The sequence below is a fragment of the Ammoniphilus soli genome (genome assembly GCF_040813775.1).
In genome coordinates, this window is the sequence record NZ_JBEGDL010000002.1 from 183,100 (window position 1) to 205,884 (window position 22,785).

Here is a 22,785-nt window from a genome sequence, read left to right on the forward strand (position 1 = left end):
AGAGTGGGGGTCAATTCATGCAGAGGCTAAATAAACAGCTGATGGCGCAGGAGCAGTTATATGATCATCTGCCTGAGAAAATCATTCAATTCGGGGAAGGGAATTTTCTTCGCGGATTTGTGGATTGGATGGTTCACGAATTAAATAAGCAAGGCCTGTTCAATGGAAGGATTGTCGCGATTCAGCCCACACCTCATGGCAAGGTGGTTCCCAAGCTCAATGCTCAGGATGGCTTCTATACCTTGGTGACGAAGGGAATTGAAAATGAAAAAGTAATCGATCAAGCCGAGGTCATTACCTCCATAAGCCGAGGGATCAATCCTTATGTAGATTGGAAGGAAGTGCTGAAGGTAGCGGAAAATCCGGATGTCCAATTTGTGTTTTCCAATACCACGGAAGCGGGATTAACTTACCTTAAGGAAGAGTATATTCCTGAGCAATCTCCACTTTCTTATCCTGGAAAGCTGACGGCATTCCTCTATCGCCGCTACAAGGTGCTAGGGGATACCAAAGATACAGGCATGGTAATTATGCCTTGTGAGCTAGTGGAAGATAACGGGGAACTGTTGAAGGAGATTGTGTTAAAAATTGCGATGGATTGGAATCTTCCAGCTGGATTTACCACCTGGTTGAAAACGAGTAATCGCTTTTGCAATACGCTCGTCGATCGAATCGTCACCGGTTACCCGAAAGAAGGGATTGAGGAATATCAGCAGCGCCTGGGATATGATGATGAATTGCTTACAGTGGGAGAGCCCTATCATCTGTTTGCGATCGAGGCCCCCCAAGAGGTAGCCGATGCGATTCCATTCCATAAAGCGGGGCTCAATGTCCATTGGACGGATGTTCGGCCATTTAGGGAAATCAAGGTAAGAATCTTAAACGGTGCGCATACCCTTATGGTGCCGGTGGCTTTCTTGTCCGGTAAAGATACAGTACTGGAGGCAATGGAGGACCCGTGGCTTCGTCAATTTATCCAAAAGGGAATCTTTCAGGAAATCTTTCCAATAGTGGAGTCGGAGAGATCCCGTAAGCAGCCCTTTGCCGATTCGGTCATAGAGCGTTTCTTGAACCCTTTTAATCGGCATTTTCTTCGCGACATTGCACTCAATTCTTTTTATAAATATAAAACGAGACTTCTACCCACTCTTCTAGAAAACACAGTAAAAGAAAATCAATTGCCGCAGGCCATTACTTTTTCGCTTGCTGCTTTAATATCGCTCTATCGAGGGCAAAAAACGGCAGATAATGAAATCACTTGCAAGCGTGGGGACGAGGTGTATACCTTAAGGGATCAGCCTGAAGTGATAGAACTGCTCGATAGCCTTTGGGCCCGGTACCAAGGGGAAGACTTACTGCTTCAGGAATTAGTGCAGCAAGTGCTAGCTCAAGAGAGTTGGTGGGACAAAGATTTGAATCAAGTTCCTCATCTGACGGAATCGGTCTATGGTTACCTGAACGGCATCCTTAGAGATGGCATGGAAAAATCCGTAATCTGGCTACTGCAACCCGAGCGAAACTTTTGCATCTGACGGGCTATTTTCCGGCCTTATTCCGTTATGCCGGGAAGATTCAGACAAAGTAAATGATTAGCGAAGAGAGGGACTTCAAGCGAAATCCCTCTTTTCGTTGCCTGATTTAAAACAAGGTGAAGAAAACATATTGGACCTCTTTTACCATTTAGACTATCGCTTCTATTAGTAGCGCTTCATTTATTAAATTCATAGAATAAGATATCACTTTGGAAGACTTGATATGAGGGAGATGAAAAATGAGTAAAATCATTGGTATTTTAGGGGGGATGGGACCGCTTGCAACGGTTGATTTGGTTAACAAAATCATAATGAATACTCCGGCAAAGGTCGATCAAGATCATTTAAGAATGATCATATATAACAACCCAAAAATTCCTTCGAGAAACGAGGCCATATTGTTTAATGGTAAAAACCCTTTACCAGAGCTGATAAAAACTGCAAAAATGATAGAGTATGCAGGTGCAGACTTTATCATCATGCCGTGCAATACCGCACATAATTGGTATCATGAGGTGAAGAGTCATGTTAAAATCCCATTTTACGATATGATAGAGAATACAGTATGCGAAATAATGAATAGCAATATTCCCCTAAACTCTGTCTTGTTATTGGCAACAGAAGCGATGATAACCAGAGGATTATACCAAAAGGCCTTTCAATCACTTGGAGCTCATATTTGGATCCCCAATCCTTTAGAACAGGAAGTGATTTCAAAAGGGATCGGTAAAGTAAAAGCATTGCAAGTGGATTCTAATTCATATATTGATCAGATCAATGAAATGATCGGCTCCTACAAGGTAAAAGGGATACAAGCGATTATAGGGGGATGCACTGAAATCCCGCTCTTGTTTCCTTATCTGGACCAACAAATTATTAAAATTGATCCTACATTAATATTGGCGAAACTAGCAATTAGAAAGGCAATTGCTTAAGACTAGATCAACCTGGTGATGTTGAATTGCGCAGAGTCTACCTGCAAGTATTTAAAATACTTACGGGTAGGCCCTCTGCCAGGGAATCTTATAAATTAATTAAACAAATGTAAGCCCTCGTGCCAGTGGCACAATATGACTTTGATCCGCCCACAGGATGAAATAATGATAGAGGGTTCCTTGTATTGAGACGGGACGCGGATACTTCACGATTAGAGCTGCTTGGTTTTTCATTTCCTTCGGTTGATCACCCGATGGGAAAATAAAGCAGCCGTTCAGATTATGGATGGATGTCATGGTAATCCGCGGGGAGGATCCGTATGGTTGTAATGGATGAAAAGCTTCCAAACGACATACTTCATGGATTGGACTCTCCGAAGAAATCGCGGAGATTTGAAAGAAACCGTTTGTACCTTCGTACCGTTCCTCCGTAACCTTGCGCCAGTTTGCAGGATAAAGAAAAGTAACATGATATACGGGATTGGAATAAATGGCAAACCGGGGAATGGCAAAATTAGATGGGGACCACTGCAGGGCTGATATGCGTCCCCCTTCGACGATCTTGACCGGTACCAGGTTTCTGCGATCCACTACCCATATTTGACTCGCTCTTTCTAAGTTCCCGCATCCGGACAAGTAGGCTATGCGGCTTCCGTCTGGCGACCAACTCACAGGGGTGGCAAAGCAATCGGAGACCGCCAGCGTACTTTTTTGCAAACCGGTCCGATGGTCGGTTTGGATAAGAGAGTAATACTTATTTTGGGCTAATGCGGTGGCGCTATAGGCGATGAAGGAAGATTCGGGCGACCATTCGGGAAAGTAGTTTTTAGCCTGTGGTCCACCTTCCAGGGAATACGTTTTGCCTGTAGCCAGATCTACGGTTGAAATGATGGATATGCTGACTCCGGGTGAAGTGTAAAGTGCGAAGCTACCGTCGGGTGAAAGCCTGACGTTATGAAGCGGACCCTCCTTATTTTGGGTCAGTTGACGTTTGTTTGTTCCATCCGCGTTCACTTTATAGAGTTGGGTGATCCCTGCTGTATCGGGGGCGGCAAACAAAAGCTCTCTCCCTGAAGGAAACCATTGGGCATTGGAAGCTCCTTCATGCAACATCGAGCGGCTGGAATGGGATAGGATGTTGTAAATCACAATGCGCCCGTTTTTTATATAACATAAGAATTGGCTGTCTGGTGACCAGTCCAACAGGGTGTAAGGGTGAGTCTGATCAATACGTGCTACAGCCCCTGAACCTGTATCCACTAAATAGATGATGTTCTGCTTCCCAATAAAAGCTATTTTTCTGCTGTCCGGAGACCAATAAGGAATCGAAAACTCCTCACCCAACCCTTGAGTAAGCGGATAGTTAAGAGCCGCCATAGGCCGATAAAGCCAAATATCGAAGGTTCCTCCGCGATCCGACGTATAAGCGATGGCTACCGCCCCGTCTAGTCTCATCGTCTCAACATGTTGCATAGACAAATCCTCCCCGCATACGTTCTTAAAACTTTCTTCCAGTTTATTCGGCATAACGTTATAGGCGCTAGTACCAGGTCGATTAATAATAAGGCAATTTTTAGAGCATAGAATTTAATTATTATGACCGTTCATATAAGTCGTATGACGGATCGGGATTAGGGGAAGGAGTGGGGATATGGGTCGTGCGTTAGGGTTTGGTGATGCATTGGATTTTGCTAAAGATCCACTGGCATTTTTGATGAATCAAAAAAAGGTTGGAGATATTGTCAAGGTCCGATTCAGGCCATTTCAAAATTTTTACGTACTTTATCATCCTGATGATATTTGTGACGTGCTGGTGACGAAACAGGATTGTTTTCATAAGGCAAGAGGACTGCAAAAGCTGAAAGTGGCCGTAGGAGAGGGACTCCTCACAAGTGAAGGAGAAAAACATCGCAGACAACGCAAAATGATACAGCCACATTTTAGCGCGTTGCAAATAGGAAGGTATGCAGCCCAAATGGTAGAGGAAACGGCTGAGCTAACGAGACAATGGACAAGTGGAGAGGAACGTTGGATCGATCGAGATATGATGGCGCTAACGCTGGGCATTATCACAAAAACCATGTTCGGGGCTGAGGTGAGCAAGGATACAGAGCGGATACGCCAGGACCTGGACATCGTTCAAAGGAGGGTGGTGGAACGGACTCGAGCCATCTTTGATTTTCTTGAGATCATGCAGACAAAAAAGAATAAGGAATTAAATCAGGCGATCGAATCTTTACATCAAATCATTAATGGGATTTTGGAACAACGGCGCAAGAAGGGGGAGAGTGAGAAAGACGATCTATTGTCGGCGCTTTTGTCTGCTCGGGATGATGAAGGAAACGTGCTGACAGAAGAAGAACTACGGGATCAGGTCATGACGATTTTTCTGGCTGGGCACGAAACTACAGCCCATACCTTGTCATGGACATGGTATCTGCTACCCCAACATCCGGAAGTAGAACACAAGCTTTCGGATGAATTGAATGAAGTCCTTGGCGGCAACGTGCCTACTTACGATAACGTTCGGCAATTACGCTATTTGACTCAAATCGTTCAGGAATCCATGCGTTTGTATCCTGCGGCTTGGGCGATTCCCCGTAAAGCGGTAAAAAGGGTGCAGATTGGCAAACAACGATTTGAGCCGGGAGACATTGTGCTGATCAGCCAATATGTTGTTCACCGGGATTCACGTTATTTTGAACACCCTGATTTATTTATTCCTGAGAGATTCTCCCAGGACTTGCTCAAAAAAATTCCTCCTTATGCCTACTTTCCTTTTGGTGGAGGACCTCGCGTATGCGTGGGAAATCATTTTGCCATAATGGAGGCTGTTCTGATTTTGGCTACGATCGCCCAGCGTTACAAGTTAAGATTAACGGCCGATCATCCCCCCATCGTGCCCGAGCCTTTAATCACCATGCGTCCGAAAAATGGATTGAAAATGCAAGTGATCAGAAATGAATAGCTGATTAAAAAGAAGAGGGCTGCCGACAGGCAGCTTTTGCTTTGTTGGTTTTAAGCTATATTTTCCAAGATAAACACAAAAATTCAGAAAACTAAAATAAAGTGCTTGCGTTTTATAAGAAGATATAGTTATATATAAATATGAAGTTTAAACTTCATAAAAATATTTTTTTGAAGTTATAAATTCACCTAAAATAGCATTCCTAAAAAATTTAAACGTGAGGTCGTTCATGAGTCTCTTGGCAGCAAGCGCAATGAATTATCTAAATGAAAAAAGGGAAAGTATTATTCAAACCTATCAACATTTACATAGGCTAAATTGAGCTAACCTGTTCAAATGGGGGATTTCTGTGGAAAATGAAACGTTTGAGAATTTGATAAAAGAAAGGTTCGATCGCTTATCTGCCGGGCAGAAAAAAGTGGCCGACTATATGTTGCAAAATCTGGAGGAGGCGGCTTTTAGCAGAGCCTTTCAAATTGGGAAAAAAGTGGAGGTCAGTGAAACCACGGTCATCAGACTGTCTTATGCTCTCGGTTTTGATGGCTTTACTGAAATGCAGGACAAGATCCAAAGACAATTATTATTAAGCCATCAGGCTGCGTCTAATAAACGCGAACAGATCCAGGACAGGAAGAGTGAGCTGAGTCCTTTTGCTAAAGTGATTGAAAACGAGGTGCATATCCTAAGGGAAATCCTTCATCAGACAAATGAACAGCAATTATGGAACGTAGTGGATGCAATAATTAAAGGGGATCAAATTTTCATTGCAGGATTTCGGACCTCTTATGCAGCGGCTTATTGGTTTTCTTATACGCTCAGCATGTTGCGGGAAAATGTCATCTTGTGCCCGCCATCGGTTGATTGGCACGAAAGGCTGAACGACCTTACGAAGGATTCCGTTGTTTTGGTCATTTCATTTCCCCGCTATGCCAAAGAAACCGTTCATATTGCGGAAAGCGCGAAGAAACAAGGCATCACCCTAATATCCGTGACAGATCGAGCGCTTTCACCAGTAGGCCGCATTTCGGATATGACGCTGACGACCGAGGAAAATGTAGAATCAGGATCCAATTCCATCGCTCCTGTTATTAGTTTGCTAGATTTAGTCATTACGGGGATCAATCGAAAGGATAAAGAAAGGATCCAGTCTCGCCAGAGAAGATTGGAAGAAATGTATTCGACCTACGAAGTCTTTATGGAATAAAGCTTTGCCTTCAATTAAAGCGATGAAAATAAACAACAATAAGGAGAGGTTTGAACCGGTGAGCCAAAAGGAACAGATTATCATTCATTCCATTGAATCGGTCGAAGAGCTGGAAAAAGTAAGAGAGTTGGAGTCCAGAATTTGGAGCCAGTCCGATTCCATTCCCACTCATCAAACCCTTACATCCGTTAAAAATGGCGGTTTTGTTCTTGGTGCTTATAGCCATGGCGAGCTGGTCGGCTTTCAATACAGCTTTCCTGGCTACGATGGCCAATCGATCTATCTTTGTTCACATATCCTTGGAATCGATTCTCAATTCCGAAGCCAAGGGATCGGAGAAAAGCTAAAGCACGCTCAACGGGAAAAAGCAGCTGAAATGGGATATTCCTACATTACATGGACCTATGATCCGCTCGAAAGCGCTAATGCCTATTTAAACATTGCCAAATTGGGAGCTGTAGGTACGAAATATTGCGTGAACTATTACGGGCAACTGGATGATAGCTTAAACGGCGGATTGCCTTCCGATCGATTTCTTGTAGAATGGCGAATGAATCAACACGAGGTAAAAAGCCAACAGGCCCTTGGAGAGAAAGAAGAACTAGAAACCGCTCTAGATCGTTCGCTGATTCAGTGGGAGATCAATAAGGACGGTTTCCCTATTCCTAAAGAAGCTGATCATGTGATAACGTCATCCCATGACTTTTTATATGTGGCCATTCCGACCGATTTTCAGGGGATGAAGGAAAAGGATATGCTGCTTGCTCAAGACTGGCGTATGGCCACCAGGAATGTTTTTACTCATGCTTTCCGTGAAGGATGGCAAGTTATCCGGTTTTTAAAGAATACCAATAAAAACATTCCGGTACATTTTTATGTGCTTATTAGAAGAGGAGAGAACATTCATGAAAATTAAGCAAGTCATTCTGCGTCATTTGAAAATGAATTTGCTTCATCCTTTCACCACCAGCTTTGGTACAGAAGTGGACAAAGATTTTATTCTGGTAGAAATGATCAATGAAGACGGAACATCCGGTTGGGCCGAATCGGTGGCTGCAAATGATCCGTTTTATAAGGAAGAGACGGTGAAAACCAATTGGCATATCATGGAGGACTTTTTGATCCCCATCTTGTCTAAGGAACCGATCGATCATCCTGATGAAGTATCGGAAAAGCTGTTTCCTCACATTCGTGGAAATTATATGGCAAAAGCGGCTTTAGAAGGTGCTGTTTGGGACTTATATGCGAGAGCAAAAGGCGTATCTCTATCCCGGGCTCTGGGCGGCACGAAGGAGCAAATCGAAGTCGGTGTCAGTATTGGCATCCAGGAATCCGTAGAAAAAACATTGAAAATCATAGAGGAACGAATCGCCGAAGGATATAAACGCATCAAACTAAAGATTAAACCAGGCTGGGACGTGGACATGATTAAGCAAGTACGCAAGGAATTTCCAGACATTCCACTCATGGCAGATGCCAATTCTGCCTATACATTAGAGGATGCCGAGCATTTGGCAGCCCTTGATGAGTTTAATCTGATGATGATTGAACAGCCTTTGGCTCATGATGATATTGTAGACCATTCCGAGTTACAAGCCAAAATAAAAACTCCTATTTGCTTAGACGAAAGTATCCACTCGGCGAAAGATTTGCGCAAGGCTATCAAATTAGGCAGTTGCCGGATTATCAATATCAAGATAGGTCGTGTCGGCGGATTAACAGAAGCAAAAAAAATTCATGATCTTTGTCAAGCGAATCATATCCCAGTTTGGTGCGGAGGGATGTTGGAATCGGGGGTAGGAAGGGCTCACAATATCGCGATTACCACTTTGCCTAACTTTATTTTGCCGGGCGATACAGCAGCATCCTCTTGCTACTGGGAGAATGATATCATACATCCTGAAGTCACCGTAGATAACGGTTGGATTACGGTTCCCAATCATCCCGGCATTGGATATGAACCGGATCGTCAACGGATTAAAGAATATACCTTGTATAGTAAAGTATTTAACATTTAAAAGGGGGAGCCTATCAAGGCTCCTTCTTGCAGTTTCTCTTATTTTATTTGCAATAGCAATATTGTGCTAACTTTACGCAAATTAAACTAGATGAAAAGGCATACTATTCTTATAAAATGATGATAAGACATAGGGTTCAAAATAAATTAAGGAGGTTTAGTATGAGTCAAATCCAGCAGAATTCGGGGCAAATGGAACCGGAGGTGGGGAAAAACTCAAGTAATGCCTATAAGTTTTTTCTCTTTAGTTCAATCGGTATTTTTATGTTTTTTATTCCTGTCACCATAGGTGGAAAATCAACGATTCCTTTAGATCACCTTGTAACCGCTATCAAGGATGCGGTACCCTCTTTAGCTCCTATTTATGCTCTCATTGTCATGTTGCTTGGCAGCATCTACCCATTTATAAAAAAGACTTGGAATAAGGGAGCAGTAAATCGGGTATTCTCCATTTTGAAAGTGTTTGGATTTATCGTAGGAGTCATGCTTTATTTTCATCTGGGTCCCGCATGGTTATTTGAAAAGGACTTGGGTCCTTTCCTTTTCGATAAATTGGTTATACCAGTCAGCATTTTGGTTCCAGTTGGGTCTGCTTTTTTGGCCTTATTAGTTGGGTATGGACTGATGGAGTTTATTGGAGTATTCTGTAACCCGATCATGAGACCGCTATGGAAAACACCAGGGAGATCGGCAATTGACGCTGTAGCTTCTTTTGTCGGGAGCTACTCCATTGGATTATTGATCACCAATCGGGTATTTAAAGAAGGGAAATATACAATTAAAGAAGCTTGCATTATTGCTACTGGGTTTTCAACAGTTTCAGCAACCTTTATGATTATCGTGGCAAAGACGCTTAATATCATGGAATTATGGAATCTGTATTTTTGGACCACTTTGGTCATAACGTTTATAGTGACAGCGATTACGGTACGCATTCGGCCATTGAACAGTAAAAGTGATGATTACTATACGGGAATCAGTGATCCTGAGCCGGAAACGAAAGGCCCTTTATTAAAGACTGCTTGGAAAGAAGGGATGAAAGCAGCTCAGCATGCCCCAGGGTTAGGGCAAAACATCACGCAGAATTTGAAAGATGGATTTGTCATGACGATGGGAATTCTCCCTTCGATTATGTCTGTTGGCTTATTAGGTCTTGTGCTGGCTAAATTTACTCCTGTGTTCGATTGGTTGGGGTATATTTTCTACCCATTTACCTGGATCCTGCAAGTTCCTGAACCCTTATTAGCGGCAAAAGCGTTGTCTGTTGGCATTGCCGAAATGTTTCTTCCTGCTCTGTTGGTAGCCAGTGCTCCATTAGCCACGAAATTTATCATTGCCGTTGTATCCGTATCGTCCATTTTATTCTTTTCTGCTTCTATCCCATGCATTTTATCTACGGACATTCCGATTTCAGTACCAGAACTTATTGTTATCTATATTGAAAGAGTTATCCTGACCTTGATTCTAGTGACACCGATCGCATTGTTCATCCTATAGATGCAAATCAGCCATTCTTTCTGCCCTTTGGGTAGAAGAGTGGCTTTTTCTCATGCGTACTTACTAGCCAGTTGAGAACAATATAATAAGCATTCTTGTGAAAATCATAAATTGAGGAAGAGAACCGTAAAATGAAACAAGATCCTATTATAGCAACTTTTTCACACTTGTTGCTCTCGGGAACAATAGTACATGAGGCAGCATTTTCTAAAATCCAAGAAATATATGGCATATCCATACACCCCCATCTCGTCATGGTCGTTTCTGTCGATCGCTATCCTGATCTCTCGTTGGGAAAGACTTTGATATGGAAAACAGAGATTGGCCATAAGTTGGTAGAAGCCGTCTATAAGGCCATAACGGTTCCTTTTGTATGGGCTTGGGTTGCGGAAGGCGTACTTGCACTACTCCTAGAGATTAGATCGGAACAACTTGATCAGCAGGATTTGAAAGAAGTAAATTTTCAGATTGCGAGAGATATCCAAACATCGGCTTATTTCATGGATATCCCCGTATCCATTGGCATCGGAACCTACTACGATAATCCCTATATGCTTCATCACTCTTATGATGAAGCAAAAAGGTCAATGGTTGATCGGTTTTTCCAAGGCAATCGGCTCATTTTCCAATTTGAGAAGAAATCTAGTTCAGGGGACCTTAGGAATGATCCTGTTGTCCGGCTAGAGAGAACAGAGTTATTGGCACGCGTCAGGATTGGTGATGGAGAGGGAACTGTTTCCATTTTGAAAATATTGATGGAAAGAATGGCCAGGGCGTATAAGTTTAATGTGGATATGTTTAAATCTGAAGTAGCGGACTTGGTCATGTTGATGTCTAGGCTGGCTTTGGAGTCAGGGGTAAGTGCCCCGACGATCTTGTCAGAAAACGCCCATTTTATTCAAGATCTGTATCAAACGATTCGTTACGATAAGTTTGTTCAAAAAGTGTGTGAATACGGACAACGGCTTACGGAGCAAGTTACCCTGACACACTCGGCCGTGGTTTCCCCAGTGATTCGGCAAGCGATTCAATATATTAAAGAAAATCTTGAAAAGAAAATTTCTTTGGATGAAATAGCACGATTTTGTTGTTTAAGTAAATACCATATTAGTCATTTGTTCAAGAAAGAACTGGGAGTAAGCATTGTTGATTTTATAAATAAAATGAGAATTGAAAAGGCTCTTCTATACTTAGAACAAACCGATTTAACCGTACAGCAAATTGCCAATCATGTCGGATTTGAAGATGCGAACTATTTTAGTCGAACTTTTAAGAAATACGTTCAGATAAGTCCTAGTGAATTTCGTTCAACAAAAATATAAAACACGGCACGAGAAAAAATAAATCCATAATACCTAATAATAATCCAGTTAATCAACGAAAACAAAAAGAAAAAGCGATATCAATATAGAGAAATCTTCATGATTTATAAAGCCACTCTTCTATTGAAAATCAACTTCACCCTATAAAATTAAGTTAAGAAAAGTTGAAGGAGTGACAAATCAAAATGACAACGATAGAAAACAAAAGAGTATACAGAGCACCGCGCGGTACCGAATTAAATACAAAAGGATGGGTACAGGAAGCAGCATTAAGAATGCTTATGAATAACCTTGACCCGGAAGTGGCAGAATGGCCTGATAAATTGGTTGTATACGGTGGAATCGGAAAAGCGGCCCGTAACTGGGAAAGCTTTGATGCGATTGTTGAGACATTAAAAAATCTAGAAGATGATGAAACGATGCTGGTTCAATCAGGAAAACCGGTGGCTGTATTCAAATCGCATCCTGACGCTCCTCGTGTATTGCTTGCAAATTCAAATCTCGTTCCAGCATGGGCAAACTGGGATCACTTCCATGAATTGGATAAAAAAGGACTTATGATGTATGGTCAAATGACCGCGGGGAGCTGGATTTACATCGGCAGCCAGGGTATCGTTCAAGGAACATATGAAACCTTTGCTGAGTGTGCAAGGCAGCACTTTGGAGGAAGCTTGAAAGGGACCATTACCGTTACGGCCGGTTTAGGCGGAATGGGTGGAGCACAGCCCCTTGCGGTTACGATGTGTGACGGGGTCGTCATCGGTATTGACGTGGACCGATCTCGAATTGAGAAACGGATTGAAACCCGATATACAGACATCCTTGTTGAAACATTGGATGAAGCGATTGCCCGCGCAGAAGAAGCGAAGAATGAAGGACGCAGACTCTCTATTGGCTTACTTGGGAATGCAGCAGAAATTCTACCGGAAATGATCAAACAGGGCTTCATCCCGGATATCATCACCGACCAGACCTCGGCACATGACCCGTTAAATGGATACCTGCCTGCTGGCATGAGCTTGGAGGAGGGGGCCGAACTTCGAAAGAGCAACCCGGAAGAGTATGTAAAACGTTCAAAAGCGAGTATGGCAGTTCATGTGAAGGCTATGTTAGAAATGCAAGCAAAAGGCGCAATTGCTTTTGATTACGGCAACAATATACGTCAGGTCGCTTACAATGAAGGAGTAAAGGATGCCTTTAACTTCCCTGGATTCGTTCCTGCCTTTATTCGTCCGCAATTCTGCGAAGGGAAAGGGCCATTCCGTTGGGTAGCCCTATCCGGTGATCCAGAGGATATCTATAAGACAGATGAAGTGATTTTGCGTGAATTTTCTTACAATGAACATCTTTGCAATTGGATCAAAATGGCACAAGAGCGCATCGCCTTCCAAGGCCTGCCTGCCCGCATTTGCTGGTTAGGCTATGGGGAGCGCGCCCGTTTCGGCAAGATTATCAATGACATGGTACGCAGCGGTGAGCTGAAAGCTCCGATTGTTATCGGACGCGACCACTTGGATTCCGGTTCTGTTGCTTCGCCAAATCGTGAAACCGAAGCGATGAAAGACGGAAGTGATGCTGTATCCGATTGGCCAATCCTTAACGCTATGATCAATGCCGTAGGCGGAGCAAGCTGGGTATCTCTGCACCATGGCGGCGGAGTAGGAATGGGATATTCGCAGCATAGCGGAATGGTTATTGTCGCTGATGGTACGGAAGCGGCTGAAAAACGCTTGCAGCGCGTTCTTACAACTGACCCGGGAATGGGTGTCGTTCGCCACGCGGATGCAGGTTATGAATTAGCTATCGAAACGGCGAAGAATAAAGGTATTCATATTCCCATGCTGAAGAAATAGCACCTATTAAAGGGTACCATATTCAAAAATCTATCTAAATATTATAAATCTTAGGAGAGTGTGTTATGAAGCAAAAACCGGTTCTAGTTCGCCACGCCGCCCAACTTGTTACACTTCAGGGAACGACAGAACAACCGGTAACAGGAAAAGCGATGAGCGATTTAAACATCATTGCTGATGGGGCCGTCTGGATCGAAGACGGCTTCATCCAGATGGTGGATACAGATAAAAACGTGACTGCTTTTTATCAGGATCGTCTTCATGAAGCTCTTGTTATCGATGCCACTGGGAAAGTGGTCACGCCCGGACTTGTTGATGCCCACACGCATTTAGTGTTTGCGGGAAGCAGGGAAAATGAGTTTGAGATGCGTTTGGCAGGGAAATCCTATATGGAGATTATGAATGCGGGTGGCGGTATCCATCATTCAACCCGTGCTACGCAAGCTGCCAGTGAAGAAGAATTATATCAATTGGCCTTCAAGCGTCTTAATCGTTTTTTGCAGTACGGAGTGACTACGCTGGAGGCGAAAAGCGGCTATGGTTTAACGCTGGAACATGAAATGAAGCAGCTGCGCGTAGCCAAGCGGTTGAATGATCACCATCCGATAGATATCGTTCCTACTTTTATGGGTGCGCATGCCGTACCTGCCGAATTTAAACATGACCCGGATCGTTTTGTCGATATTGTGGTGAATGAAATGATACCGGAAGTAGCGAAAAGCGGACTGGCCCAGTTTAATGATGTATTCTGCGAACATGGTGTGTTTACGCCTGAGCAAACCGAGCGAATTTTACGCGCGGGAATGGAATACGGGTTGCTTCCCAAAATACATGCCGATGAAATTGAACCTTATCAGGGAGCAGAGTTGGCTGCGAAACTAGGAGCGGTATCCGCTGACCATCTTTTGCGGGCATCGGATGAAGGGATTCGGCAAATGGCGGAAAAAGGCGTAGTTGCGGTTCTGCTTCCCGGAACTGCGTTTTTCTTAAAAGCAGAGCCGGCAAATGGGCGCAAAATGATCGATGCAGGAGTGGCCGTGGCCCTGTCAACAGACCGCAACCCAGGATCTTCTCCTACAGAAAACTTGCCTTTCATGATGAATCTGGGATGCCAAACCATGGGCATGACACCTGCCGAGGTTTTAGTGGCTGCCACCATTAATGCGGCTCATGCCATTAAGCAAGCGCATCGCGTAGGCAGCCTGGAAAAAGGGAAGGCGGCTGATTTGGTCGTGTTTGATGCCCCAAACTATTCATATATGCAGTACAACTATGCCGTTAACCTTGTCGAAACCGTGATTAAGGCAGGACAGATTGTGATGGAAAAGGGGAGATTGAGTCATGAGTTATCCGTATCCCCAGCTTAAGCAGCCTCCATTCCGCTGGTCGCGGGCGCAAGGAAGCGAACCGAAAGTGAATGAATGGATTCGTACGCTTTCCGGTGAAGATCAAACCGTGGATTTTGCTCCCGTGGATGTAACGATCCTCGGGATTCCCTTATCCCGCTCTTCGATTAGCGCATCTGCAGCAAGCGAAAATCCGGAGGCGATGCGCCAGGCCTGGAAGTCCTTCAACCCGTATCATCTGGAATATGATGTCGATTTAACCCCCTTACACGTACTCGATCTGGGAGATGTGCGACAGCATGTCACGGACATTTCCCTTTCCCATCAATGGATTGCGGAAGCGATGGTTTCGATGCGAAAGCATCATTCGCATGCACTTCCCATTATGTTAGGGGGCGACCATTCGATTACGGCAATGCTCATCAAGGGATGGAAAAGTGCTCATCCGGAACAGCGGATCGGGATTTTGCAGTTCGATACCCATTTTGACTTGCGCAGTCTGGAGGATAACGGTCCAAGCAATGGCACGCCTATCCGCAATCTGATTGAAAGTGGTACCATCCTTGGAGAGGATGTTTATAATATAGGTTTACATGGATTTTATAATGCTAAATCACTGAGGGAATATGCGGACAAAGCAAGAGTGAATTATGTGACCCTTCGCCAGGTGAGAGAAAGAGGGATTACATCTACGGTTCAATCTGCATTAGAGCAATTGTCTGCTAAGGTAGATGTCATTTATCTTACAGTCGATATGGATGTGCTCGATATTGCCTATGCGCCGGGAGTTCCTGCTGCAACTTCGGGAGGCATGCGAACAGATGAATTGTTTGAAGCGGTCTATTTGGCTGGATGCCATCCCCGCGTACAGGCCATGGATATCGTTTGCCTTGATCCTAATCGCGATGTTGCCCAGGCAACTGTAAAAGCGGGTGTTCACGTCATGCTGACGTTCCTGACCGGATTTGCACAAAGAAAAGGCAATTGCAAAACATAGAGTCAAATTGTTGGGTCAAATCCTCTCATACAGGGATTTGGCCCTTCTATGTTACAATCATAGGGGTAAGAATTTTTATTGATGAACAGAAGAAAGGACGTTTCTATGCGCCTGCTAATTGCTGACCGAGATTCAACGGAACGGACAGGGCTTGAATGGCTAATCACATCTTATTCTATGAGATTTTCTGAAATCCGCCAAACGTCCGATATCGTGGCACTCATGAAAGAATTGGATAAATATCAGCCAGATATACTTATTGTAGAGCTTGAAATGATTCCTCCCGCCAGCTGGGATGTTTTTGCTCGTGCAATAGATAAATGTGCAGGAGCTATTATTGCCATAACAGCTGAAGCTGTTTTCGAAAGAGCCTGGCAAGCTTTACAGTTGCAAGCAACAGGACTTTTAATCAAACCGTTATCACCGGACCGAATCAGACAGACTCTCACAACGGCAGTTCGCAGTAAACGAAAAAGAGATGTAACGGCAACAAGTGAAGGAAACGAAAAGGAAACCCTGCAAAAACTCTATTCTTCTTTATTCTACGATGCGGAAGTCAGAATGTCCGATGTAATGGGGATGATGCTTGTACATCCGGAAGATAGAAGCGAAATAAGCGAGCTTACCGAATGGCTAGGGAATTATTCCTTTGTCTATCAACCTCATATTTTGCCGTTGCGTGAACATATGGTCTGTCTTTTGCCTTCCTATACAAACGAAATGCTCTATCAGGAAGCCCAACGGCTGGTAAGAGAAGCGCTAGGAAGAAACGGAAGCAAATTATTTATTGCCCTTTCTTCCATTGAGTACTCTTCGATAACCATTCATACTTGCTATGAAAGAGCATTGCAGGCCTTAAAAACGATATTTTTTAAGGGCCATCAACAAATTGTGCATATTCAAGATGTTCCTATTTTTCTTGACATTGATCCTTTTTTAACCCCTGCTGAACAGCGAGTGTGGATGGGGATGCTTGAAGAGGGAGACAGAGTAGCGATAAAACGATGGCTGTACGAACAATTTACCGAATTTACGGAAGGACTTCCTGAGCCTGAATTGTTGCGTATCCGATTAACAAGCATTCTTGCGCATTTGCGTCGTTTCATGCAGACCTATCAGCTTGAAAAGATTCACCAAGTGGAAATCCGTTATCAGGAGATTTTCCAAACCATACTGCATGTTCCAGTTCTGTTTCGAATTGTACAAGAAGTCCTGCTGTTTATTTTTGATATTGTTCAAGAGGCTAAAAACCAAAAGGAGAATGCGCACGGCGATTTTATCGAGAGAAGTTTGCGCTATATTGATGAAAATTTTCACCGCTCCGATTTGAGCTTAGAGGAAGTGGCTCACTATGTCCAGCGAAGCCCCAGTTATTTCAGCCATATATTATCTGCGAAAAGAGCACAGACGTTTCGCCAATATGTAACGGATGTGCGAATCAAGCAGGCTAAGCACTTGTTATCTACAACATCCTTGACGGTTCGCGAAATTGCCTTTGCCGTAGGGTATGATGATCCGAACTATTTTAGCCGGTTATTTAAAGAATATACAGGCTATTCTCCCCGAGCCTGGAGATTGCAATAAATAATCCATGAATTAAAATGAAAATCCAGGTATTAGTAAAAATGTGAGAACAGGGCGATATCAATACACCGAATCATTCAGTATTTACAAAAACATTCTTCTATTCGCCCTTTCCGTTCCTCTATACAATAAGATCAGAAAGAAGGACGAGGAGGGAAACGAATGCGTGTACAAACTAGAGAGTTAGAAGAAAAGAAACAAAATGTCCAGAAAAATGATGATGTATTGAAAAGAACGCAGCATGTTATTCACACGGCCCTAGAAAAAATGGGGTATGAAGAAGAACTGTTTGAATTGTTAAAAGAGCCGCTTCGATTATTAACCGTTCGCATACCTGTTCGTATGGATGATGGTTCTGTAAAGGTATTTACCGGGTACCGTTCCCAACATAATGATGCCGTTGGACCTACTAAAGGGGGGGTTCGCTTTCACCCCGATGTAACCAAAGAGGAAGTTAAGGCTTTATCCATTTGGATGAGCATGAAATGCGGCATTACTGGACTTCCTTATGGGGGTGGTAAAGGAGGGATCCAGTGTGACCCACGATCTATGTCGTTTAGGGAATTAGAGCGACTAAGCCGGGGTTATGTTCGGGCAATCAGCCAGCTGGTGGGGCCCGCAAAAGATATTCCGGCACCGGATGTGTTTACCAACTCGCAAATTATGGCCTGGATGATGGATGAATATAGCCGCATTCGTGAATTCGATTCCCCAGGATTTATTACCGGGAAACCCTTGGTTTTAGGGGGATCCGCCGGTCGGGAATCTTCTACGGCTCTGGGAGTGACGATGGTGATGAAGGAAGCAGCGAAAGTCGTTGGAATTCCGCTTGAAGGATCCAGGGTTATTATTCAAGGGTTTGGAAATGCAGGAAGCTTTCTGGCGAAGTTTCTGTATGATGCAGGAGTGAAAGTGGTAGGCATCTCAGATGCATATGGGGCTTTATATGACCCGGAGGGTCTGGATATTGATTATTTATTAAATAAAAGGGATTCTTTTGGCACGGTGACAACTCTTTTCCAGAATCGCATTTCCAATCAGGAATTGCTTATTCAGGATTGTGATATTCTTGTACCGGCGGCTATTGAAAACCAAATAACAGAAGAGAATGCCTTTAGGATCAGAGCCAAGATTTTAGTGGAGGCGGCCAACGGACCAACGACTTTGCGAGCTACGGAAATCCTGACGGATCGGGGGATTTTAATTGTACCGGATGTGTTAGCGAGTGCCGGTGGGGTAGTTGTTTCTTATTTTGAATGGGTGCAAAATAATTAGGGATATTATTGGACGGAGGAAGAAGTAAATCGGAAACTGGAGGAGATTCTTGTCAGATCTTTTTATCAGGTCTATCAAACATCGGTAGAAAAAAATGTAGACATGAGGTTATCAGCGTATATGGTGGGCTTACGCCGAATGGTGGAAGCTGTGAAATGGAGAGGTTGGGTATAAAAAGCCTGATTTCTTATTTAAACTGTACAAGCAGTGATCGAATAATCGTTATTGACAGACTCAGCTTTTATGGTAGTATATAAGTATAGAATATTAGTAGAGTTCTCCATTTAGTTATTAGTTATTTAGAGTAGAGCTTGGTACAAGAGGAACCATAGGTTTCTTTTCGTGCGAAGTTTTTTGTTTTTTTAGGATATAGATAGGAGAGAATAGGATACAATCTACTGTTGTATAGCCTGATTTTAGGAAAATTTATTAATGAAAGGGAATTCAATGGATAATCGTAAAGATCTGAGATTTGCGGACCGAACGAAGTACTCCTTGGGAAGATTGACTTCACTTGTAGTTCTTTTACAGCATGATGTTGAAATGATGAAGGTTATCGAAGAAGAAATGAAATACAGAGGTTATCGCTATACAGTAGGGAAAGTTGGGGCAATGGATCTGACTAAGGTGGTAGCGGCAATTGAAACAAGCGGTAAATCTAATAAAATCATTGATTCCAATTCATACCGTGAAGTTCATTCGCTTTATCATGCCATAATAGAAGCACTCCAGGGAGTCGGGAGAGGTACGATTCAGGTTGGCGAGATTTTGCGAACTGTAGGGTTAACCTTTTGCATTGCAAGAGGACAGGTTGATGTCTCTGGCCATGCAGGAGAATGGCTGAGCGTTTGTATTTACGGAACGATTGGCGCTCCGCAAAAAGGGTTTGAGCATGATGTGCTGGGATTTGGGTATAACCATATCTAACGGGTTTTGCATAACATATTTATGATTATAAATAACAAGTTTAGTTAGCCTATAGTGATTTAGTGATCAGGGGGCTATACCAAGACGGTGTTTTCTTGGTGTAGCCTCCTTTTTTTATTCTAATTTATTCAATCAGAAAAGGAGAAAAAATAGCTATGAAAATTCAATTGAATGGAAATCATTTGACATTAGAGCAAATTAAGGAAGTAGTAACGAATGGCCAAAAGGTAGAAATAACGGAAGAGACCTGGAAAAAGGTTGAGAAAAGCAGGGAAGTCGTTGACAAGAACGTGTTGCAGGGGAATGTGGTTTATGGCGTGACCACAGGCTTTGGGAAATTCAGCGACACCATTATCTCCCGTCAGGACGTCGAGGATTTACAGTTGAATCTGATCCGAAGCCATGCTTGTGCTGTGGGTGAACCGCTGCCGGAGAATGTAAGCCGAGCGATGCTGCTGCTAAGAGCAAATGCCTTGGCGAAAGGATATTCCGGAATCCGTCGAGAAACATTGCAACTGTTGATTGATATGATCAACCACGGCATCCATCCGGTAATTCCAAGCCAAGGTTCTTTGGGGGCTAGCGGTGACTTGGCTCCATTATCTCACTTGGCACTAGCTGTAATTGGTGAAGGAGAGGTCATATACAAGGGAAAACGGATGGATGGCGCAGAGGCTCTTCGTCAAGCGGGATTAAAACCGATTCGTTTGCAAGCGAAAGAGGGGCTTGCTTTAATCAACGGTACTCAAGCCATGACGTCGATTGGCGTCATAGCGTACTTGGAGGCCGAACATTTGGCTCTTGTAGCTGATGGGATTGCTTCTTTAACCCTGGAAGGGTTGAGGGGTGTGGTGGATGCTTTTATGCCGGAATCCCATTTGGTTCGCCCTTACCCGGAGCAGAGACAAGTAGCGGAGCGAATCCTTTCTTTTGTTGAAGGGAGTCAGCTTACGACGAAGCAGGGGGAACTTCGCGTTCAGGATGCCTATTCCTTGCGCTGTATCCCGCAAGTTCACGGTGCGATTCAGCAAGTGCTCGCGTATGTCAAGGAAAAGCTACTGATCGAAATTAATTCGGCAACGGATAACCCGCTTATTTTCTCTGATTCCGGAAAAGTCATTTCAGGCGGCAACTTCCATGGCCAGCCCATTGCCTTTGCGATGGATTTCCTTGGCATAGCCGTGGCGGAAATAGCAAGCATTTCAGAACGAAGGATTGAACGACTGGTTAATCCGCAGTTAAACGATCTTCCGGGATTCTTGAGTAACGATCCGGGGCTGCAATCCGGCTTAATGATTACCCAATACGTTGCAGCCTCTCTAGTATCCGAGAACAAAACATTGGCGCATCCATCCAGTGTGGATTCGATCCCATCTTCTGCAAATCAGGAGGATCATGTCAGCATGGGAACGACCGCAGCTAGACATGCTGCGATGATTATTAAAAACAGCCGCAAAGTTTTGGCAATCGAAGCGATATGTGCTGCCCAGGCTGCAGACATTCGCGGCAAGGAGAAACTGGCTCCGAAAACCAAATGCTTGCATGACGCTATCCGTGCTGTGGTTCCGATCATCGAAAAGGATCGCGTATTCTCAAAGGATATCGAAAGATTATCTGAACGGATGAAAGAGGATGAGTTTGTAATCGATAATTGTATGGTTACGGCATAAGTGAAGCCGGGAGATAATCCCGGCACTCTCTAAAAGCAATTTGGAAACGCTTAAAACAGAAAGGGTGGTTTGATGTTCAATGCTGTAGTCGTTTCAGTCATCGTTATGTCTCTATTGAGTCTTATCCGTGTAAATGTAATGTTTGCGATTTTAATTGCAGCAGGTGTTGCAGGTTTGATGCAAGGTTTGTCTCTGGCCGAAACGACGAATATGCTCATCTCTGGGATGGGAGGACAAGCGAATACGGCACTAAGCTATGTTATGCTTGGGATCTTTGCTGTTATGATTGGATATTCGGGAATTACAGGATTTCTCGTGAAAAGGCTTGTAAGCATTTTAAAAGGGAAACGATCCATTATGTTACTGACGATTGCCGGAGTCGCCTGTTTGTCTCAAAATGCCATTCCGGTACACATTGCGTTTATCCCGATCTTAATTCCGCCTTTGCTTCATCTGTTTGATAAAATGAAGGTCGACCGTCGCGGCGTTGCTACCGCATTAACATTCGGATTGAAGGCGCCTTATATTATGATTCCAGCTGGGTTTGGGCTAATATTCCACGGGATTATTTCTGATGAAATGAAAGCAAGCGGTATGGAAATCCCTCTTGCATCCGTTACTTACGCTATGTTAATACCAGGACTTGGAATGATTGTTGGGTTGTTGATTGCCATTTTTATTTCTTATAGGAAGGATCGCGAACTGCCTTTCAGTAATTTAGGGATGATAGATCATGAAGCATCAAAAGAAGTAGCCGCTTCAGAAGAAATGCAATTAGCTTTCACACGGCGTCACTTTTACACAATCGTGTCGATAATCGTTGCACTCATTGTTCAGCTTGTTACCGATTCCCTTGTTTTAGGAGCGCTTACCGGAATTTTTCTCATGTTTGTATTCGCGGTTATCCCGTATAGAGAAGGAGAGAAGGTTGTCGCTGAAGGGATTACTATGATGGGCATGATTGCTTTCGTGATGCTGATCGCTTCCGGGTATGCCGCGATTTTGAAAGAGACTGGTGCGGTTGAGGACCTTGTGCGATCCGCAAGCGGTATCTTGGGAGAGAGTAAACTGATTATTGCTATCATGATGCTTCTAGTTGGGCTGTTGATTACAATGGGAATCGGCTCCTCCTTCGGCACGATCCCGATTCTTGCAGCTTTGTTTGTGCCAATCTGTGCAGCCGTAGGTTTTTCCCCAATAGCAACTGCCGCATTAATCGGTACTGCTGGTGCACTCGGGGATGCAGGTTCACCGGCGTCTGACAGCACGCTTGGCCCAACGGCAGGATTGAACGCGGACGGAAAGCATCATCATATTTGGGACACATGTGTGCCGACCTTCTTGCACTATAACATCCCACTTATGATCTTCGGTGTCATTGCTGCAATGGTCCTGTAGCCAGCCAACCCAATGCTGATTACACCATTTAACTCTTAACAACCACCTATTGAAAGGTGGTTGTTAATTTTGCCTAGTATGGAGACTCGGTAGATTGCTTCATTGCATGACTGGCAGCCGGCTGTTTAAATTAGGGTATATTTTTACTAGGAAATGAAATGATGGTAATATCCTAGACGAAGCAGGAGGATTCCGTGCGTTTTTACCGCAATTGGCTTTGAGCGAAAAGGGGGAAGTGAAGACCGATGATGATTCAGGTC

At 43.8% G+C, this 22,785-nt stretch carries 16 protein-coding genes and 1 pseudogene; 16 read left to right on the top strand and 1 reads right to left on the bottom strand.

Going from position 1 to position 22,785, the window contains the following annotated elements:
• Window positions 1-17: 17 nt before the first annotated feature.
• Both ABLT31_RS05610 and cuyB read left to right on the top strand, forming a co-directional pair.
• On the top strand, window positions 18-1,532 hold the full coding sequence (locus tag ABLT31_RS05610; RefSeq protein ID WP_367749572.1) for a tagaturonate reductase: 1,515 nt from the start codon (window positions 18-20) through the stop codon (window positions 1,530-1,532).
• Between the two features lie 239 nt (window positions 1,533-1,771).
• On the top strand, window positions 1,772-2,467 hold the full coding sequence (gene cuyB / locus ABLT31_RS05615; RefSeq protein ID WP_367749574.1) for a cysteate racemase: 696 nt from the start codon (window positions 1,772-1,774) through the stop codon (window positions 2,465-2,467).
• A gap of 99 nt (window positions 2,468-2,566) precedes the next feature.
• Here cuyB and ABLT31_RS05620 read toward each other — a convergent pair whose 3' ends face one another.
• On the bottom strand, window positions 2,567-3,940 hold the full coding sequence (locus tag ABLT31_RS05620) for a hypothetical protein (protein ID WP_367749576.1): 1,374 nt from the start codon (window positions 3,938-3,940) through the stop codon (window positions 2,567-2,569).
• Between the two features lie 178 nt (window positions 3,941-4,118).
• Between ABLT31_RS05620 and ABLT31_RS05625 the strand changes: the two genes are divergently transcribed.
• The 14 genes and pseudogenes from ABLT31_RS05625 to ABLT31_RS05690 all read left to right on the top strand — a co-directional run bounded on the left by ABLT31_RS05625 (window position 4,119) and on the right by ABLT31_RS05690 (window position 22,525).
• Window positions 4,119-5,435 carry a cytochrome P450 gene (locus ABLT31_RS05625; protein WP_367749579.1) on the top strand — a complete coding sequence of 439 codons (1,317 nt, stop codon included), beginning with the start codon at window positions 4,119-4,121 and terminating at the stop codon, window positions 5,433-5,435.
• Window positions 5,436-5,784: 349 nt separating this feature from the next.
• Window positions 5,785-6,639, top strand: a complete 855-nt coding sequence (locus ABLT31_RS05630) for a MurR/RpiR family transcriptional regulator (protein ID WP_367749581.1) — start codon at window positions 5,785-5,787, stop codon at window positions 6,637-6,639.
• A 22-nt stretch (window positions 6,640-6,661) separates the two neighbouring features.
• The gene (locus ABLT31_RS05635) at window positions 6,662-7,555 is read left to right on the top strand and encodes a GNAT family N-acetyltransferase (RefSeq protein ID WP_367749583.1); all 894 of its coding nucleotides are present in this window, start codon (window positions 6,662-6,664) and stop codon (window positions 7,553-7,555) included.
• Window positions 7,545-8,657 carry an o-succinylbenzoate synthase gene (gene menC / locus ABLT31_RS05640; protein WP_367749585.1) on the top strand — a complete coding sequence of 371 codons (1,113 nt, stop codon included), beginning with the start codon at window positions 7,545-7,547 and terminating at the stop codon, window positions 8,655-8,657. The genes ABLT31_RS05635 and menC overlap by 11 nt, the downstream gene beginning before the upstream one ends.
• Window positions 8,658-8,818: 161 nt before the next feature.
• A complete protein-coding gene (locus tag ABLT31_RS05645; RefSeq protein WP_367749587.1) occupies window positions 8,819-10,153 on the top strand; it encodes a YjiH family protein in 1,335 nt (444 codons plus the stop codon).
• A 131-nt stretch (window positions 10,154-10,284) separates the two neighbouring features.
• Window positions 10,285-11,475, top strand: coding sequence for an AraC family transcriptional regulator (locus ABLT31_RS05650; protein ID WP_367749589.1), 1,191 nt, complete (start codon window positions 10,285-10,287; stop codon window positions 11,473-11,475).
• A gap of 185 nt (window positions 11,476-11,660) precedes the next feature.
• Window positions 11,661-13,328 (top strand): urocanate hydratase, encoded by a 1,668-nt coding sequence (gene hutU, locus ABLT31_RS05655; RefSeq protein WP_367749591.1) that lies wholly within the window; start codon window positions 11,661-11,663, stop codon window positions 13,326-13,328.
• A 65-nt stretch (window positions 13,329-13,393) separates the two neighbouring features.
• On the top strand, window positions 13,394-14,695 hold the full coding sequence (gene hutI / locus ABLT31_RS05660; RefSeq protein WP_367749593.1) for an imidazolonepropionase: 1,302 nt from the start codon (window positions 13,394-13,396) through the stop codon (window positions 14,693-14,695).
• Window positions 14,670-15,671: a formimidoylglutamase gene (hutG, locus tag ABLT31_RS05665; RefSeq protein WP_367749595.1), complete on the top strand. Its 1,002-nt coding sequence runs from the start codon at window positions 14,670-14,672 to the stop codon at window positions 15,669-15,671. Before hutI ends, hutG begins: the two co-directional genes overlap by 26 nt.
• Before the next feature lie 81 nt (window positions 15,672-15,752).
• Window positions 15,753-17,255 carry a helix-turn-helix domain-containing protein gene (locus ABLT31_RS05670; RefSeq protein WP_367749597.1) on the top strand — a complete coding sequence of 501 codons (1,503 nt, stop codon included), beginning with the start codon at window positions 15,753-15,755 and terminating at the stop codon, window positions 17,253-17,255.
• Window positions 17,256-17,417: 162 nt separating this feature from the next.
• Window positions 17,418-18,704, top strand: a pseudogene (locus ABLT31_RS05675) (Glu/Leu/Phe/Val family dehydrogenase).
• Window positions 18,705-18,977: 273 nt separating this feature from the next.
• A complete protein-coding gene (hutP, locus tag ABLT31_RS05680; protein ID WP_367749599.1) occupies window positions 18,978-19,457 on the top strand; it encodes a hut operon transcriptional regulator HutP in 480 nt (159 codons plus the stop codon).
• Window positions 19,458-19,612: 155 nt separating this feature from the next.
• Complete coding sequence (hutH, locus tag ABLT31_RS05685) at window positions 19,613-21,127, top strand: histidine ammonia-lyase (protein WP_367749601.1); 1,515 nt, start codon at window positions 19,613-19,615, stop codon at window positions 21,125-21,127.
• 72 nt (window positions 21,128-21,199) lie between these two features.
• Window positions 21,200-22,525, top strand: a complete 1,326-nt coding sequence (locus tag ABLT31_RS05690) for a Na+/H+ antiporter family protein (protein ID WP_367749603.1) — start codon at window positions 21,200-21,202, stop codon at window positions 22,523-22,525.
• The last annotated feature ends 260 nt before the right edge of the window (window positions 22,526-22,785 follow it).

Excerpts from the sequence above, each read along its gene's own strand:
- ABLT31_RS05610 (WP_367749572.1), top strand. The coding sequence starts at position 18 with ATGCAGAGGCTAAATAAACAGCTGATGGCGCAGGAGCAGTTATATGAT.
- cuyB (WP_367749574.1), top strand. The coding sequence starts at position 1,772 with ATGAGTAAAATCATTGGTATTTTAGGGGGGATGGGACCGCTTGCAACG.
- ABLT31_RS05620 (WP_367749576.1), bottom strand. The coding sequence starts at position 3,940 with ATGCAACATGTTGAGACGATGAGACTAGACGGGGCGGTAGCCATCGCT.
- ABLT31_RS05625 (WP_367749579.1), top strand. The coding sequence starts at position 4,119 with ATGGGTCGTGCGTTAGGGTTTGGTGATGCATTGGATTTTGCTAAAGAT.
- ABLT31_RS05635 (WP_367749583.1), top strand. The coding sequence starts at position 6,662 with ATGAAAATAAACAACAATAAGGAGAGGTTTGAACCGGTGAGCCAAAAG.
- menC (WP_367749585.1), top strand. The coding sequence starts at position 7,545 with ATGAAAATTAAGCAAGTCATTCTGCGTCATTTGAAAATGAATTTGCTT.
- ABLT31_RS05645 (WP_367749587.1), top strand. The coding sequence starts at position 8,819 with ATGAGTCAAATCCAGCAGAATTCGGGGCAAATGGAACCGGAGGTGGGG.
- ABLT31_RS05650 (WP_367749589.1), top strand. The coding sequence starts at position 10,285 with ATGAAACAAGATCCTATTATAGCAACTTTTTCACACTTGTTGCTCTCG.
- hutU (WP_367749591.1), top strand. The coding sequence starts at position 11,661 with ATGACAACGATAGAAAACAAAAGAGTATACAGAGCACCGCGCGGTACC.
- hutI (WP_367749593.1), top strand. The coding sequence starts at position 13,394 with ATGAAGCAAAAACCGGTTCTAGTTCGCCACGCCGCCCAACTTGTTACA.
- hutG (WP_367749595.1), top strand. The coding sequence starts at position 14,670 with ATGAGTTATCCGTATCCCCAGCTTAAGCAGCCTCCATTCCGCTGGTCG.
- ABLT31_RS05670 (WP_367749597.1), top strand. The coding sequence starts at position 15,753 with ATGAACAGAAGAAAGGACGTTTCTATGCGCCTGCTAATTGCTGACCGA.
- hutP (WP_367749599.1), top strand. The coding sequence starts at position 18,978 with ATGGATAATCGTAAAGATCTGAGATTTGCGGACCGAACGAAGTACTCC.
- hutH (WP_367749601.1), top strand. The coding sequence starts at position 19,613 with ATGAAAATTCAATTGAATGGAAATCATTTGACATTAGAGCAAATTAAG.
- ABLT31_RS05690 (WP_367749603.1), top strand. The coding sequence starts at position 21,200 with ATGTTCAATGCTGTAGTCGTTTCAGTCATCGTTATGTCTCTATTGAGT.